Genomic DNA, 15,742 nt, shown 5'->3' with positions numbered 1-15,742 from the left:
CGCTCGGAAAAGCGATACCCCGCCCGGCGGGTGGCCGGACGGGGTATCTCGGTATTCGGTTGTGCGCGTACGGTTTCGCCTACTTGGCGGGCGCGGGGACCGGCGGCTGGTTGATCGTGGCGAAGTACTGGATCGCCGCACCGATGGCGACCGGGGCGGTGATCAGGATCTGGCCCGCGACGGTGCCCAGCGCGCCGACGGCGATGATGCCGCCGAGGCAGCCCACGGCCGCGGCCGGGATGAACGGACCGAACAGGCCGATGATGGTGGCCGAAGCGACCGTGGCGCCGGCGATGCCGCCCAGGACACAGCCGACGGCCGCGCCGCCCAGACCGCCGACCAGGGTGCCGATGGTGGCGCCCATGCTGATCGTGCTGGTCATCCGGCTCCAGGCGGCCTGCTCACGGTCGTATTCGTTCTTCCACGGCGCCTTGTCCTCGAACGGCAGGGCGACCGGCTTGTAGGTGGCCTTCGCCATGTCGAGCTGCGGGGTCAGCGTCGCGGTGCGATCGGAAATGTCGGCGGCGATGGGGAATTCGAACTCGTCGACGCGGAAGGTCAACGGAGCGCCCGCGATCACGGCGCCGTTCGCGGCCTTGATCTTGAAGACACCGTCCTCGACGACCATCGAGCCGGCATCGGTCTTGATGATGGAGCTCGAGTCGACGGACTCGGCGGTGAAGTGGACGGCGTCGTCGGCGGCGGGGGCCGCGTTGACGGTGCCCGCGGTGACGCCGAGCGCGGCGATCAGCAGCGCGGAGGTGGTAGCTATTTTCTTGATGAACATTTCTGGGTCCTCATCCAGTTGCTTGTGGCAGGGTGGGGGCCGAAAACCTGAGTTCGCAAACTTTCAGTAACTCGGCCGGGCTGCGGAAACCCCGCCCGACTGGACGGTCGAGCGGGGCCCCCTGGCTCGTATCTCTTCAGTTGTGCGAATTCAGTTGTGGGAGAAGGACTTACTTCGCGGGGGCCGGCGGCGCGTTGAACGGGCCGCTGGTGGTGGCGAAGTACTGGATGGCCGCACCGATGGCGACCGGGGCGGTGATCAGGATCTGGCCCGCGACGGTGCCGAGGGCGCCGACGGCGATGATGCCGCCGAGGCAGCCGATGGCGGCCGCGGGGATGAACGGGCCGAACAGGCCGATGATGGTGGCCGAGGCGACGGTGGCGCCGGCGATGCCGCCGAGCACGCAGCCGACGGCCGCGCCGCCGATGCCGCCGACGAGGGTGCCGATGGTGGCGCCCATCGCGATGGTGTCCTTCATCCGGTTGAAGGCCGCCTGCTCACGGTCGTACTCGTTCTTCCACGGCGCCTTGTCCTCGAACGGCAGCGCGACCGGCTTGTACACCGCCTTGTCCATGGTGAACTCGGGGCTCAGCGTCGCGGTGCGATCGGAAATGTCCGCGGCGATCGGGAATTCGAAGTCATCGACCCGGAAGTGCAGATCGGTGCCCGCGATGGTGGTGCCGTTGGCGGCCTTGATCTTCAAGACGCCGTCTTCGACGACCATGGAGCCGGCGTCGGTCTTGATGGTGGTCTGGGTGTCGGTGGAGCTCGCCGTGAAGTTGACGGCTCCGTTCTCGGCCTCGGTGGCCGGAGCCGCATTGACGGTGCCTGCGGTGACGCCGAGGGCGGCGATCAGCAGCGCCGAAGTCGCGGCGAATTTCCTCATCAGCATTTGTGGAGAACCTCGATGTGAAGCGTTCGGAGGGGACTAGACGATGGAAATCTAGACCAGCTAACGAGTGGTGAACCGGTTGTGACCGTTAATTCAAATTTTGTTCACCCTGGTGACTCGTGCGTCGGTGAGATGTCCGAAATGTGCACGCCTGAACGGTTTTTGGGTCGTGAACCAAACTGGGCGTTCGGCATCTACCGGACGGTAAGAGACGAAGGTCACAGAGTGCAACTGTGGCAATTTTTTGCGCGGATTGCCAGTTCTTGGCGTAGAACCCGACTTGTCGCGCCCGCCGACGTAGAGTCGTGGGGTGCGATTGCTTGTCACCGGCGGAGCCGGATTCATCGGGGCGAACTTCGTCAAGTCGACCGTTGTCGATCATCCCGACACCACCGTGACCGTACTGGACGCGCTGACGTATGCCGGAAATAAGGCCTCGCTCGACGAAGTCGCCGACCGCATCGATTTCGTGCACGGGGATATCGCCGATCTCGATCTGGTCGACGAACTCGTCAGCGGTGTCGACGCGGTGGTGCATTTCGCGGCCGAATCCCACAATGACAACTCCCTCGCCGAACCGTGGCCGTTCGTGCAGACCAATATCGTCGGTACCTATTCGCTGCTGCAGGCGGTACGCCGCTACGACGTGCGTTACCACCACGTCTCCACCGATGAGGTCTACGGCGACCTCACCGCCGAGGAACCCGCGTTCACCGAACAGACGCCGTACAACCCGTCCAGCCCGTACTCGGCCACCAAGGCCGCCAGCGATCTGCTGGTCCGGGCGTGGACCCGGTCGTTCGGCGTGCGCGCCACACTGTCCAACTGCAGCAACAACTATGGGCCGTATCAGCACGTGGAGAAGTTCATCCCGCGCCAGATCACCAACTTGATCGACGGCGTGCGTCCCCGGCTCTACGGCGCGGGACACCAGGTGCGCGACTGGATCCACGTGGACGATCACAACCGCGCGGTCTGGGATGTGCTGGAGCGCGGCCGAATCGGGCAGACCTATCTGATCGGCGCGCAGGGCGAACTCGACAACAAGACGGTCGTGCGGATGCTCCTGGAAGCCTTCGACCGCGACCCCGACGATTTCGACCACGTCACCGACCGGCCGGGGCACGACCAGCGCTATGCGATCGATGCGACCCTGCTGCGCGAGGAACTCGGCTGGACCCCGCGCTACGGCGACTTCCGGGCCGGTCTCGCCGCGACCATCCAGTGGTACCGCGACAACGAAGCCTGGTGGCGCCCGCATAAGGCGATCACCGAGCGGGCCTACGTCGCGGCCGGCGAGCAGACGCTGTAGTCCCGGGCGGTCTCAGCCCCAGACGATCTCGTAGTACTTCCAGACCGCGCCGATCAGGGCGACGACGGTGGCGACGATGACCGTGACCGCCGGGCCGACCGTGGGGGTCCGTCCGGCGATGTTGGTGAGCCGCAACGGCATCCAGCGCAGCAGCACCGCGAAGGCGACGAGCGCCAGCGGCACGAAGTAGCGGCCCTGCACACCGTCGATGATGTAGTAGCCGACCGGGGTGAACGACATGTACAGCGTCACATAGATCATCGCGACGCTCGCCGCGACGGTGAGCGCGACGAGCAACGTGCGCCGGAAGGTGGCGGCGCTCATCCGGTCCGCGATGCCGATGCTCACCGCGAAGGCGAACAGGCAGGCCAGCATGGTCAGCGCGGGCACGTCGATGTAGGCGAAGCCGAGCTCACCGAAGAACTGGCTGAACCACCGCTCGTCCCGCAGCGCGATGCTCTCGCCGAACACGCTGATGAAATGCCCTGGGTCGGTGAGGATTCCGTGCAGCTGGTCACCCGGTCGCACCGAGCGCCACTGGTGCTCCGGCCGCATCAGGCCCATGCCGTCGCCGGTGGGCGCCGCGATCTTCATCCACACGGCGAAGGCGATACCGCCCAGCGCCGCGAAAACCCAGGGGAGCGCGCGTCGCCGGCCGGTGAAGCCGAACCGCTCCGCGGGCACGAGCACCACCAGCATCGCCAGCAGCACATAGGTGGGCTTGCTGACGGGCAGCAGCACCGTCGCGGCCAGCAGCGCACCGGTTTCCACCCGGCCGAGCCGGTCGCCGAGGAACAGCGCCTTCACCAGCAGCGCCGAAACCATGATGGCCAGCGCGTTGGTCATCGTGTCCGCGGTGACGGTGCCCGCCTGGAACACCGCGATCGGCAGCACCGCGACGGTGAACGCCAGCCACTGCACCCGATGCTTGCGCAGCGCGTACAACCCGAAGCCGACCACGGCCAGATAGCAGAGCAGCCCGGCCAACCTGGTCAGCGCGACCATCCCGCCGACATCCAGGCCGAACACCTCGGCCAGCCGAATGCCGACGGCGGCAGGGATATACGGCACCGGTGAGTAGGCGGCGGTGTTGGTGAACCAGACCGGCTCGGTCGCTTTCGACACCGCGGCGCTGCCGAGCCGGTCGTAGGCGCCGGGGTCGGCGACCATGTTGTCCGGTTCGTCGGGGTTGGTGGTGTAGTCCTTCAGTGCGTAGCCCATCAGGGCGGTGATGCTCGTCGGGACCTCGCCGCCGTAGGCGACACCGCGGTTGTCGTGGATCTCCTGCGGCAGGAATCCGCCGTGTGCGACCTGGTAGGCGCGGCCGAACTGGGTGATCTCGTCGTGTCCCCAGAACGGCGGGGTGAGCACCGTGAACAGCCCGCCGAAGATCGCGACCAGCACGGTGAAGGCGATGGTCGCCGCGCCGAAACGCTCGACGACGCGCGCGCCCGCGGCGGCCCGCGCGGGCTTGCCCGCTTTCGGGTCGTCATCGGGTCGCGCTGCCGGCGTCGATCCGGGCGCGGTCTCGTTCGGCGCCTGTGTCGTTTCGCTGTGCTCAGCCGTCGTGCTGTCCGCCGAAGTGGTCACCGTCCGGTCCCGCCGGTGCGGGCGTCACCGCCGTTGCCGTTCGGATGGAAGTCGTCCGCGCTCACCGCGGAGTAGCGCAGGTACACCAGTCGTGCGGCCTCGTGCCGGGAGCGCCGGATGCCGTCCAGGATCAGGCCCGCGGTCCAGGCGAGGCTGCCGAGCAGCAGCAAGGTGAACGCGAGGAACAGCGTCGGGAACCGGGGTACCTCGCCGGTGTTGTAGAACTCGACCACGATCGGGATGCTGAGGACGATCGAGACCAGCCAGCTCAGCGTGCCGAACAGGCCGTAGAACGCGACCGGCCGTTCGTGCCGGGCCAGGCCGATGATCAGCGCCAGGATCTTGAAACCGTCGTGGTAGGTGCGCAGCTTGCTCTCGCTGCCTGCCGGGCGGTCGCGGAAACCCACCGGTACCGCGGTGCGCGGTACCCGCAGGTGCAGCGAATGCACGGTCAGTTCGGTCTCGATCTCGAACTCGCGCGAGACGGCCGGGAAGCTCTTGACGAAACGGCGGGAGAACACCCGGAAGCCGCTCAGCATGTCTTCGACGTTCTCGCCGAAAACCTGCCCGACCACGCCGTTGAGCACCTTGTTCCCGGTCTCGTGACCGGCCCGGTACGCCGAACCGCTCTCGTCCTGCTTGCGCACGCCGAGCACGTGATCGTACGGGCCGTCGAGCAGTGTCTTGATCATCAGCGGTGCGGCCGACGCCTCATAGGTGTCGTCGCCGTCGATCATCAGATAGACATCGGCCTCGATATCGGCGAAGGCGCGGCGGACCACGTTGCCTTTGCCCTTGGTGTACTCGTGGCGCACGATCGCACCCGCGGCGCGGGCACGTTCGGCTGTCTTGTCCGTACTCAGATTGTCGTAGACGTAGACAACGATCCCCGGCACGGCAGCCTGAAGGTCGGCGACGACCTTGGCGACCGAAGCCTCTTCGTTGTGGCACGGCACCACTGCGGCAATACGAAGCTCGGTGGAGTCCACCCGGGTCAATCCTCGCGATCGGTGGTGAATGTGGGAACACCGGGAGGGTACAGGGAACGCACCGGCGACGCGTGCCCGACCTCACCGCTGCGACCGAGGAATTTCGCGGCACGGTCGGTGACGGCGGCGCTGCGGTACCGTCGGGCCGTGCCAACCAGTGAGTCGACCGCGCAGGCGGGCGAGACCGTGTCAGCCGCCGAGGGATCGATGGTCCGGAAGGTGCTGACCGCGTTGCGGCAGGGCAGTGCGTTCCTGGTCGTCGGCGCGATCGGGTTTCTCGTCGATGCGGGCACCTACAACCTCCTGGTCTTCTGGGGCGGCGAGGGCCTGCTCTATCACTACCCACTGCCCGCCAAGATCATCGCGATCGCGGTCGCGACAGTGGTCACCTACTTCGGCAACAAGTGGTGGACCTTCGCGCACAAGAAGACCGACAATCCCGGGCGCGAATATCTGTTGTACGCGGTGTTCAATGTCGTCGCGATCGGCCTGCAACTGGGGTGCCTCGGCTTCTCCCGGTACGTGCTCGACCTGTCCTCGCCGCTGTCGGACAACATCTCCGGCACGCTCATCGGGCAGATCGTGGCCGTGGTCTTCCGGTATTGGGCCTACGACAAGTTCGTTTTCACCGGCGCGGCCGAGCGCGCCGAGGCGACCGACAGTGACGGCACAGCGAATTCCCAGCAATAGCATGGGACACGGCGGCACAGCGCCTGAGCAGGCAGCTACCGAGGGTGATTGATATCCTCACCCCCGCCGCGAACGGCATCCAGGGGCGTGTCTGTCCCGTCCGGCACGATAACGATTTCGAGGACTTCATGGAGCAGTCGGCTACCCAGGCCGTTACCGAAACGAAAGATCGAGCGACGGCCGTTGACGCCCCGGCTTCGCTGCGCTCCGACCATCGGGCGCCGGACCGGCTGGTGCTGCAGCGTGGCATCTTCACCGGACCGTCGGCCAAGGTCAGCGACGAGCTGTACGCCGTCGTGAAGGGACGCGCCCACCGGGAACGTCAGGCGCTGCGGCTGGAAAAGGGCGCCGCCGCGCACACCAACACCTACTTCGGCCGCTTCGCCGCCAGTTACTGGCAGCGCTGGACCACCGTCACCGAGGTGCGCGTGACCATGGTGCTCGACGTGGTCAAGAAGGCGAAGCTGCGCCTGGTCGCCTCCGATATCGCGGGGCATCGCCGCATCATCGACACCGCGCAGGTCACCGCGAGCGGGCCGGTGACCCTCTCGGCCACGCTGGACCAGTACGTCGACGGTGGCGCGATCTGGCTCGAATTCGACGCTGTCGGTGGCGATCTCGGTATCACCGAGGTCAGCTGGACCAGCGCGGCGCCGGACCACATCCGCCCCGTCGCCATCGCCATCTGCACCTTCAACCGCGCCGAGGACTGCGCGCACACCGTCGCTGCGCTGGCTTCCGACGCGGTCGTGCTCGGTGCGATCGACGCGGTGTACGTCGTCGACCAGGGCACCGACCTGGTGCAGAACCGGCCGCTCTATCAGGAGGTGGCGCCGACCTTCGGGGACAAGCTGCGCTACATCCGCCAGCCCAATCTCGGTGGGGCGGGCGGCTTCACCCGTGGCCTCTACGAGGTGTCGGCCGCCAACGAGCACGCCGACGTCATTCTGATGGACGACGACATCCTCTGCGAACCCGAAACCGTGTTGCGGCTCAACGCTTTCGCCAACATGACGGTGGAACCGACCCTGGTCGGCGCGCAGATGCTGTTCCTGCTCAACCCCGATTACCTGAACGTCGGCGCCGAAGAGGTGCATCTGCAGGATCTGCGGCACGGGCAGAAGGTGCCGAAGGCGTTGCGCAACACCAGCATGCTCAAGCGCAACCAGGAACGTCGCGTGGACGCCGGCTACAACGCCTGGTGGACCTGCCTGATCCCGGCCGAGGTGGTCGCCGAGATCGGCCTGCCGGTGCCGATCTTCTTCCAGTGGGACGACGTCGAATACGGCATCCGGGCCAGGGAGAGCGGTTTCGTCACGGTCACCCTGCCGAACGCGGCGGTCTGGCACGCGGACTTCTACTGGAAGGACTACGACGACTGGGCGCGCTACTTCAGCACGCGTAACTCGCTGATCGTCGGCGCCCTGCATACCGATCTCGACGGAAAAGCTATCACCCGCAAGCTGTTCCGGGAACTGTCCGAGCAGCTCGTCGCCATGCAGTACGGTCTGGTGCACACCACGCTGCAAGGTATCGAGGACTTCTTGCAGGGCCCGAAGGTGTTGCAGGACGGCGGTATCGCCGCGCTCGCGGCGGCCCGTACCAGTCGCGCCGACTATGCGGAGACCAAGAAGCATCCCGCTTCGACGCCGCCGGTGCGTTCCGGTGACATCCAATTACGCCGTGCCACCGGCGAACCCAGCCGTCCGCTGCTCGTGCTGATCAAACGGGCGATCAACCAGTGGTTCGGCCGCACCCAGCACGGTGTCATCGGCGTCACCCGCGAAGACGCCTACTGGTGGCATGTTTCGCTGTTCGATCATGTCGTGGTCACCGACGCCTCCCAGTCCGGTGTCCGGGTCCGGCAGCGCGACAAGGCCCGCGCCCGCCAGCTTCTGCGCCGCACCTTCCACGTCCTGCGCCGCCTGCGCCGCGAACTCCCCACCCTGCAACAGCAATACCGCGCCGCCGTCCCCGACCTCACCAGCCGCGCCAACTGGGAACGCCTCTACGGCATCACTCCCGAATAAACTGCACCCACCGCGAGCCGCCCCGCACCCGTGCCGGGCGGCTCGCGGTCGTTCCGGCGCCGACGCCGGGTCTCGATCCCTCGCTACCCGAAAACGTCCGCATGCCACCAGCGTTCAGGGTCGCTGAACCAAGGTCCCACGCGCTCGGCGTCGAGAACCCGCAACTGCTTCAGATCTATGTCGTATCGCCGATACAGCGCAACGAGTTCCCGCAACCCGTCCTCGTCCGCCGCCCCGAGCCGTACCGTCAAATACAGCGTGCGCAGTTCCCCACGATAAGACGCCACACACCGAATCCGGTCGAGCCACCCGAAGAACCCGGCCTCATCCAGCGCCGAATAATAGGTAACCCCGGTAGCCTCGACCACCACCTCGCCTACCCCGCTCATCGCGACTTCCCACCCGGATACACGTTCGTATAACCGCCTTTCTTCTCCTGGACGTCCCAGTGTGGCCCGCCGTGCGCGGTCGAGCCCTGTCCTGTCGGAACCCACACGCGCCCATCGGCATCAAGCCAGCCGGAGCCCTTGCCGTTCGGGTTGGGCACCCACTTGTCACCGTCCTTCGGTGACACGAATCCCTCGGCTTCGCCCGGTCGCCCCGGCGCTTTGGGCCCATTGGGGTCGTACGCGTTGGCAGGCGGCTTGTAGTTCGAATTGAACGTCGTATCGCCTGCGATCGACAGGATGGTCAGTCCGGTGATGGCGGCCAGTGCGGTGGCGGCCAATGCCGCAGTGCTGAATTGGATTCCGGCCAATCCGCTCACGAACGTGCCGATCACTCCGGCGATCGCCGTCGCCGCGGAGTCGAGAGCGGGACCTTCCACTGTCGCCGCGCGGGGATTACGAATCCACACGCAGGTCACGGCGATCACGACCGATGCGACGACCAGAGTCGCGGCTACCTGGGTGTTGATGTCGGAGTGCAGTCCTGCGAGCGCGACATGGTGTTTGCCGGTCGTCGCCGCGAGATCGTCCGCGGCCAGCTTGATTTCGCCTGCATTGGTGGCGAGTGTCCGGAGGTGTTGGGTCAGGTTCGGGATGTCGGGTGCGTCGAACTTGGCCAAGCCGTCGGCGACGACTCGCAGGCGAGTCTGCGCGGCGAAGATCGTGTCGTCCTCGGCAAAGGTTTTCCAGGCTTTGGCGGCCTTCTCCAGCTTTGCGGTGTCACCGTTGGGGACCTCGCCGCCCGCGAGCTTGGCCGTGATCTTCTCGTACAGCTCGGGAAATTCGGTCTGCAATCCGGGGCCGTTGTCTCGCGACGACGCGACGCCGACGACAACCGCAGCGCCGTAAGGCAATTCGGAAGGAATTTGCCGCGGACAGGCAGGACCGACGCCCTTGTTCGGGTCACGATTGGCCGCATAGTCGGCGCACTCCCAGTTGTATCCGGACGCGATGAGGATGTCGCCGAAATGCGTCAGCGCCCTGGCGAATCCGGTTGCCGCAGTGGTGAAGGCGCCACCGCGCTCGTCATAGCTCTGCGACCAGGCCTTCGCCGCCTGGTAATTGCCGGCCATCCCGCCGGTTTCGAGCAATGCCGTCTGTAGCGGGTTGTAGGCCGCTTGGAACTCCTTCGAGAGCTTGTAGCAGGCATCCGCGGCGGTGTAGTAGGTCTGTGGTGCGACGCCGACCATGTCAGCCCCCTGTCATTCGCACGTTGACTTCGATCGCCGCTGCGTACGAATCGTGCGCGGCCTGTGCCGCCTGCTCCATCTGTGCCAGTCCGTCGAGGAGTTCACGGGCTCCGGCCATCCAGTCTCGATGTTCCTCGGCATAGGCTGTCGCCGCCGCGCCGGTCCACTGCCCGCTCTGGACGACGCCCTGCACGCGGCTTTCCAACTGCTCGAGTTGGTCGGCGAAGAACTCCTTGAAGCCACGGGCGCGTGCGGTCACCTGGTCGATGTGCTCGAGATCGAAATGAAATTCCGAGGTCATGTCATCAGTCCAATCGCAACGAGCTGATCGACGAGGCGTTCGTCTCGTCCCGCTCTTGCAGCGTCGATGCACTGAAACCGAGTTTCGCCGCCAGCTCGGTGAGCGCGTCCCACGCCTGCATAGCGCCGTCCTGCATTTCATCCCACCCAGTGCGGTAGCCGTCGGCGGCGCTGCCCTTCCAAGTGCTGAACAGTGCCTGCACTTCCCGATCCAATGCGGTCGAGCCTGATTTCAGCTGCTCTGCGATGTCGTAGGCGAACTTGCCGATCGCCTTCACCTCATCCGGCACCGCCTGCATCGGCGTATCGCCTGTCGTCATGGTTGTGTCCCTCCCCGTACCACGGCAGTGCTGAGAGCATAACCACCGAAAGGCCACCTTCAGCTTGGGTTGCGGGCTGAAGGTGGCCGGGGAGGTGCGTCAGAGGAAGAGGTCGGTGGTGAGGGGGCCGTCGCCGGGGACTACGCGGTATTTGTCGAGGTCGGTGATGCCGTGGGCGGCGAGGACGTCGTCATCGATGAAGAAGTTGCCGGAGGTGTCTTTGGCGGGGGAGGTGAGGACGAGATAGGCGGCGTCGGCATAGATGTCGGGGGTGCGTGAGGTGGCGATCATTTCTTCGCCGCCGAGCAGGTTCTTGACCGCTGCGGTGGCGATCGTGGTGCGCGGCCACAGCGAGTTGACGCCGATGCCGTCGTTCTTCAGTTCCTCCGCCAAACCCAGTGTGGTGAGCGACATTCCGTACTTGGCGATGGTGTAGCCGAGCGACGCGCCTGCCCACTTGGGGTCGAGGTTGAGCGGCGGCGAGAGGGTGAGGATGTGCGGGTTGCGCCCCGCCGCCGCCGACGCGCGCAGGTGCGGGATGCTCAGCTTGGCGAGCAGGAAGCTGCCGCGGCAGTTGATGTCCTGCATGAGGTCGTACTTCTTCATCGGCAGCAGATCGGTGGGGGACAGGTCGATCGCCGACGCGTTGTTCACCACGATATCGATGCCGCCGAACCGCTCCACGGTCTGCCGGACCGCCTCCGCGACCGATTCGTCGCTGCGCACGTCGCCGACGAACGGCAGCACCTGGCCGCCGGCCTGCTCGAGCTCCGCCGCGGCGGTATGGATGGTGCCGGGCAGCTTCGGATGCGGCTGATCGGTCTTGGCGATCAGCGTGATGTTCGCGCCGTCGGCCGCCGCCCGCTTGGCGATTTCCAAGCCGATGCCCCGGCTACCGCCGGACATGATCATCGTCGCGCCCGCGAGCGGCTTCGATCCCGATTCCGTCATGTGACCTGCTCCTGTCGTCCATGCCGCAGGTGGGCCCCGCGGCCTTCCGCACTTCGCACACTAAGCGTAACCCCCATTACTATGCAACCAGTTGCATAGGGGTAGTGCGTGAACTTCCTCTCCTACGACAGGACGACGGGCGGGTGGCGCCGATCGCCGACTGCACCACCCGCCCGGCCACTGTTCAGCGGCGCGACCCGCGCTCCCGATAGATCTGCCGCTGCTGTTTGGTGATCTCCCGCCATTGGCGATGGCGTTCCGCCTGCAACCGCCGGTCGGTGCGCGCCGCCATCCAGGCGTTCTCTTTGGCCAGCTTCCGATAGCTGTCGAACCGGCGCTGGGTCAGCTCGCCGCTGTCGATGGCCGCCAGTACCGCGCAACCGGGCTCACCGTTGTGCGCGCAATCGCCGAAACGGCATTGTGCGGCCAGGGATTCGATATCGCTGAAGGTCTTCTCGATACCTTCGGCGGCATCCCACAGGCCGATCCCGCGCAGTCCCGGTGTATCGATGAGCGTGCCGCCGTTGGGCAGCGGCCGCAGCTCCCGATGCACGGTGGTGTGCCGGCCCTTCTTGTCCGCGGTGCGAACGGCGTTGGTGGCGAACACTTCTTGGCCGAGCAGCGCATTGGCGAGAGTGGATTTCCCCGCACCGGACGGACCGATCAGCGCGACCGTCCCGTCGAGTACCGCGGTGAGCACATCCACCCCTGCCCCGGTCTCGGCGCTCACCGCGAGCACCGTGGCGCCGGGCGCTACGGCCTGCACCGCGTCGAGCGGAATATCCACTGCCGCATCGGCTTTGGTGAGCAGGACGACCGGTTGGGCGTTGCTCTCCCAAGCCAGCGCGAGCATCCGTTCGATCCGCCCGAGATCGACATCGGCGTCGGCCGCCGTGCAGATCAGTACCGTGTCGACATTGGCGGCCAGCACCTGCCCGTGGGATCGGCCGGAGACCGAGGATCGCATGATCACCGATCGGCGCGGCAGCAGTCGCCGGACCGCGGAGTCGGCGTCGATGCTCACCCAGTCACCGGTGCACAACCCGCTGACCTCGGCGTCGGCTCGTGGGCAGCGGGCTCGCGCGAGCCCGGTGGGTGTCGCGACATCACATTCGCTGCGGTCCATCCGAATCACTCGGGCGGGCACGCAGTTCTCTTCGATCAGCGCGGCGTATTCCTCGGCTACGGCTTCGGTCCAGCCGTAAGGGACAAGAAGGTCGTACTCGACCATGATGGAGGGAATCCTTCGTCGGGCACCGAGCCCGTACCGGACTCAGCGACTGGAGATGAGGGCGGAGGTCCGTGTGGCGGCGTGCATGCGCACAGCTCGTCCGGGCACGGCAATCCGAACAGTCCTAGCCACGGTCCACACCTCCTCGTCTCTCTCGCAGTTGGTCCTCACCATCGCATGCGCGCCGAGGGCACGCAACCGAATAAATCCGCGCTCTACCCGCGTGCGTCCGGTTTACCGAACTGCTCGTGCCTGCCCAGCGAACGCAGGTGGAACCATTCGCGCAGACCGGCCGGGTCGCGGCGGGTGACCAGGAAGAACCAGGAGAAGCGGATCCATTCCTGCGGCAGCAGCTTGCGCATGCCGGGCTGGGACATCAGGTAGCCGCGGTTGCGATAGGTGAAGTAGCGCTTGACCGGGTCGTCGGGGTACTGGGTGTGCATCCGCCCGCCGAGGATCGGCTTGAATTCCGCGGCGCCGTTGGGATGCAGGTACGCGGTCTGCAGACAGGTGCCGAACGGCAGTCCGGAGCGCACCAGCCGGCGATGCACCTCGACCTCGTCGCCGCGCACGAACAGCCGCAGGTCGGGCACGCCGATCACGTCGACGGCCTTGGCGGAGATCAGCGCACCGTTGAACAGCGACGCGATCCCGGGCAGGAAATCCTCGTCGCCGAGTTCGGAGCGCAGCCGCCGCCACACCACGCCGCGGCGCAGTGGGAAGGCCAGCCGGTCCGGTTCGTCGATATCGCACACCACCGGGGACACCTCGACGAGTCCGTGCCGGCGCGCGCAATCCAGCAGGGTGGCAAGCACTTCCGCGCCGTCGGGGCGGCCGTCGTCGTCGGCCAGCCAGACCCAGTCCGCGCCCATGCTCAGCGCGTGCAGCATGCCGAGTGCGAAACCGCCTGCGCCACCGAGGTTGTGCGCCGAACCGAGGTAGGTGGACTCGATCGGCTGATCGCGGACCAGCTCGGCCACCTCGGCCTCGTTGGCGTTGTCGATCACGATCAGGTGGTCTACCGGACGTGACTGGGAGGCAATGACTTTCAGCGACTCGGCGAGCAGTTCGCGACGCTTGTGCGTGACCACCACGGCGACGATGCGCGCGTCCGGTCCGGTGCCCGCGGGGGTCACCGCGCTCGAATCGGAGTTGCCCACTGCGGGTTCCGCGGCGGGGGCACCGGGCGTCTGCGATGCGGAGTCGACCTGGGCGGCCGCCCCTGTCTCGATCGGGGTGTCCTGCCCGGTCGGCTCACTCATACCTGGTTCCGCTCCAGTTCTCGTCCGTTTTCCATGGCCCGTTCGGCTTCCAGTTCGCGCAGCACGGTCGCGACGTGGTTGCCCGCGTCCGGACCTTCATAGGCTCGCACCACTTCTTCGATACCGCCGCGCAAACGGATCTCGCCGTGATCGATCCACAGCGCGGTATCGCAGAGTTGGGCGAGAAATTCGTTGGAATGGCTGGCGAATACCAGGATGCCCGATCGGGCCACCAATTGCTGCAGGCGCAGCCGAGCTTTCTTCATGAATTCGGCGTCCACCGCGCCGATGCCCTCGTCGAGCAGCAGAATCTCGGGATCGATCGAGGTGACCACGCCCATGGCGAGGCGGACCCGCATACCGGTGGAGTAGGTGCGCAGCGGCATGGACAGGTATTCGCCGAGATCGGTGAAATCGGCGATCTCATCGATCTTGGACAGCATCTGCTTGCGCGTCTGCCCGAGGAAAAGGCCACGGATGATGATGTTCTCGTACCCGGAGATCTCCGGGTCCATGCCGACGCCGAGGTCGAACACCGGCGCCACCCGGCCGCGGATGCGCGCGCTGCCGCGCGACGGTTCGTAGATGCCCGAAAGCAGCCGCAGCAGTGTCGATTTGCCCGCGCCGTTGTGCCCGACCAGGCCGACCTTGTCGCCTTCCTTCAGCGACAGCGTGATGTCGCGCAGCGCCTCGACCACCACCACATCGGATTTGTTGCGCCCGATCGCGCCGCCGGCCTTGCCGAGGAACGCCTTTTTCAGCGACCGCGATTTCGCGTCGAAGATCGGGAATTCGACCCAGGCCTGGCGGGTTTCGATACTCACATGCTCGGTCATCGATCCGCTCCTAAACCCAGTACGGCACGCGCGAACGGAATTGCTTCATCGCGAAGATGGCGACGATCCAGCCGACCACCGTGATGGCGCCGACGATCAGCCAGTGATACAGGTGCTGGTCGTCGCCGAGCAGCGGGGCGCGGATGATCTCCAGGTAGTGGAACGTCGGCACGATCTCGGCCAGTTTCGCGCGCTCGCTGACCTGTCCGCCCTGCGCCTCGAGGCTCTTGGTATTCCACATCACCGGGGTCAGCACGAACAGCATCAGCGTGAGGCTGCCGAGGATCGGCGCGATATCGCGGTAGCGCGTGCTGAAGATGCCGAACACGATCGACACCCACATCGCGTTGAGGAACAGCAGTCCCAGGGCCGGAATCGCGAATATCGCGGTCCAGTGCAGTTTTTCCCACACGCCGAACGCGACGAGCACCACGAAATAGATCAGCATGTTGTGCGCGAAGAACAGCAACTGCCGCCAGACCAGGCGATAGACGTGCACGCTCAGCGCCGACGGCAGCTGTTTGATCAGTCCCTCGTTGGCGATGAAGACATCGGAGCCCTCGAGAATGCTCGCGTTGATCACATTCCAGACGATGATGCCGACCGCCACATACGGCAGGTAGTCCTTGACCGGCTGGCCGAGCAGCGCGGAATACAGCAGGCCGATCGCCGCAGCCTGCACACCCGTCGCGATGGTGATCCAGAACGGGCCGAGCACCGAACGGCGGTACCGCTGCTTGATGTCCTGCCAGCCGAGCGAGAGCCACAGTTCGCGCTGCCCGAAGCCGACCCGGAAGTCCTTGAAGGCGCGCTGGAAGGTCTGTGAATCCGAGGCGATCGGCGCATCGTCCACCGGTTCGGTGGGCACGGCGGCCGGTTGCTCGTCCGCCGCGGTCTCCTTCGACACGGCGGGAGC

16 protein-coding genes are annotated in these 15,742 nt (G+C 66.1%); 3 read left to right on the top strand and 13 right to left on the bottom strand.

Features of this window, described 5'->3' with window-relative positions; translation table 11 throughout:
• Nucleotides 1-79: 79 nt before the first annotated feature.
• On the bottom strand, nt 80-787 hold the full coding sequence (locus tag NBRGI_RS08025; protein WP_029894086.1) for a membrane protein: 708 nt from the start codon (nt 785-787) through the stop codon (nt 80-82).
• 169 nt (nt 788-956) lie between these two features.
• Nucleotides 957-1,679: a hypothetical protein gene (locus tag NBRGI_RS08020; protein ID WP_029894084.1), complete on the bottom strand. Its 723-nt coding sequence runs from the start codon at nt 1,677-1,679 to the stop codon at nt 957-959.
• 310 nt (nt 1,680-1,989) lie between these two features.
• Here NBRGI_RS08020 and rfbB point away from each other — a divergent pair, with 310 nt between their 5' ends.
• Nucleotides 1,990-2,991 carry a dTDP-glucose 4,6-dehydratase gene (rfbB, locus tag NBRGI_RS08015; RefSeq protein WP_029894082.1) on the top strand — a complete coding sequence of 334 codons (1,002 nt, stop codon included), beginning with the start codon at nt 1,990-1,992 and terminating at the stop codon, nt 2,989-2,991.
• Between the two features lie 12 nt (nt 2,992-3,003).
• Here rfbB and NBRGI_RS08010 read toward each other — a convergent pair whose 3' ends face one another.
• Both NBRGI_RS08010 and NBRGI_RS08005 read right to left on the bottom strand, forming a co-directional pair.
• A complete protein-coding gene (locus tag NBRGI_RS08010) occupies nt 3,004-4,581 on the bottom strand; it encodes a DUF2142 domain-containing protein (RefSeq protein WP_029894080.1) in 1,578 nt (525 codons plus the stop codon).
• Nucleotides 4,578-5,570, bottom strand: a complete 993-nt coding sequence (locus NBRGI_RS08005; RefSeq protein ID WP_036557944.1) for a glycosyltransferase — start codon at nt 5,568-5,570, stop codon at nt 4,578-4,580. Before NBRGI_RS08005 ends, NBRGI_RS08010 begins: the two co-directional genes overlap by 4 nt.
• 147 nt (nt 5,571-5,717) lie before the next feature.
• Between NBRGI_RS08005 and NBRGI_RS08000 the strand changes: the two genes are divergently transcribed.
• Together NBRGI_RS08000 and NBRGI_RS07995 are read left to right on the top strand one after the other, a co-directional pair.
• On the top strand, nt 5,718-6,260 hold the full coding sequence (locus tag NBRGI_RS08000) for a GtrA family protein (RefSeq protein WP_235210883.1): 543 nt from the start codon (nt 5,718-5,720) through the stop codon (nt 6,258-6,260).
• A gap of 128 nt (nt 6,261-6,388) precedes the next feature.
• The gene (locus NBRGI_RS07995) at nt 6,389-8,290 is read left to right on the top strand and encodes a glycosyltransferase (protein ID WP_029894074.1); all 1,902 of its coding nucleotides are present in this window, start codon (nt 6,389-6,391) and stop codon (nt 8,288-8,290) included.
• An 83-nt stretch (nt 8,291-8,373) separates the two neighbouring features.
• Here the strand turns inward: NBRGI_RS07995 and NBRGI_RS07990 are convergent, their stop codons facing one another.
• From NBRGI_RS07990 to wzm, 9 genes are all read right to left on the bottom strand, one after another.
• A complete protein-coding gene (locus NBRGI_RS07990) occupies nt 8,374-8,679 on the bottom strand; it encodes a hypothetical protein (protein ID WP_029894072.1) in 306 nt (101 codons plus the stop codon).
• Nucleotides 8,676-9,926: a polymorphic toxin type 37 domain-containing protein gene (locus NBRGI_RS07985; protein WP_029894070.1), complete on the bottom strand. Its 1,251-nt coding sequence runs from the start codon at nt 9,924-9,926 to the stop codon at nt 8,676-8,678. Before NBRGI_RS07985 ends, NBRGI_RS07990 begins: the two co-directional genes overlap by 4 nt.
• Nucleotide 9,927: 1 nt before the next feature.
• The gene (locus NBRGI_RS07980) at nt 9,928-10,227 is read right to left on the bottom strand and encodes a WXG100 family type VII secretion target (protein WP_029894068.1); all 300 of its coding nucleotides are present in this window, start codon (nt 10,225-10,227) and stop codon (nt 9,928-9,930) included.
• Between the two features lie 4 nt (nt 10,228-10,231).
• On the bottom strand, nt 10,232-10,546 hold the full coding sequence (locus tag NBRGI_RS07975) for a WXG100 family type VII secretion target (RefSeq protein ID WP_029894066.1): 315 nt from the start codon (nt 10,544-10,546) through the stop codon (nt 10,232-10,234).
• A 99-nt stretch (nt 10,547-10,645) separates the two neighbouring features.
• Complete coding sequence (locus NBRGI_RS07970; RefSeq protein ID WP_014981008.1) at nt 10,646-11,497, bottom strand: SDR family oxidoreductase; 852 nt, start codon at nt 11,495-11,497, stop codon at nt 10,646-10,648.
• 184 nt (nt 11,498-11,681) lie between these two features.
• A complete protein-coding gene (gene rsgA / locus NBRGI_RS07965) occupies nt 11,682-12,728 on the bottom strand; it encodes a ribosome small subunit-dependent GTPase A (protein WP_029894065.1) in 1,047 nt (348 codons plus the stop codon).
• 215 nt (nt 12,729-12,943) lie between these two features.
• Entirely contained in the window at nt 12,944-13,990 is a 1,047-nt protein-coding gene (gene glfT1 / locus NBRGI_RS07960) for a galactofuranosyltransferase GlfT1 (protein WP_235210882.1), read from the bottom strand.
• Nucleotides 13,987-14,826 carry a galactan export ABC transporter ATP-binding subunit Wzt/RfbE gene (wzt, locus tag NBRGI_RS07955; protein ID WP_014981011.1) on the bottom strand — a complete coding sequence of 280 codons (840 nt, stop codon included), beginning with the start codon at nt 14,824-14,826 and terminating at the stop codon, nt 13,987-13,989. The genes glfT1 and wzt overlap by 4 nt, the downstream gene beginning before the upstream one ends.
• 10 nt (nt 14,827-14,836) lie before the next feature.
• Nucleotides 14,837-15,694: a galactan export ABC transporter permease subunit Wzm/RfbD gene (gene wzm, locus NBRGI_RS07950; RefSeq protein WP_029894061.1), complete on the bottom strand. Its 858-nt coding sequence runs from the start codon at nt 15,692-15,694 to the stop codon at nt 14,837-14,839.
• Nucleotides 15,695-15,742 lie beyond the last annotated feature (48 nt).

Origin of the sequence: Nocardia brasiliensis IFM 10847, from assembly GCF_000710915.1 — a bacterium.
Lineage (GTDB): Bacteria > Actinomycetota > Actinomycetes > Mycobacteriales > Mycobacteriaceae > Nocardia > Nocardia brasiliensis_A.
Note: the sequence above shows the minus strand (reverse complement) of the source record. Positions and strands in the feature narration are given on the sequence as shown.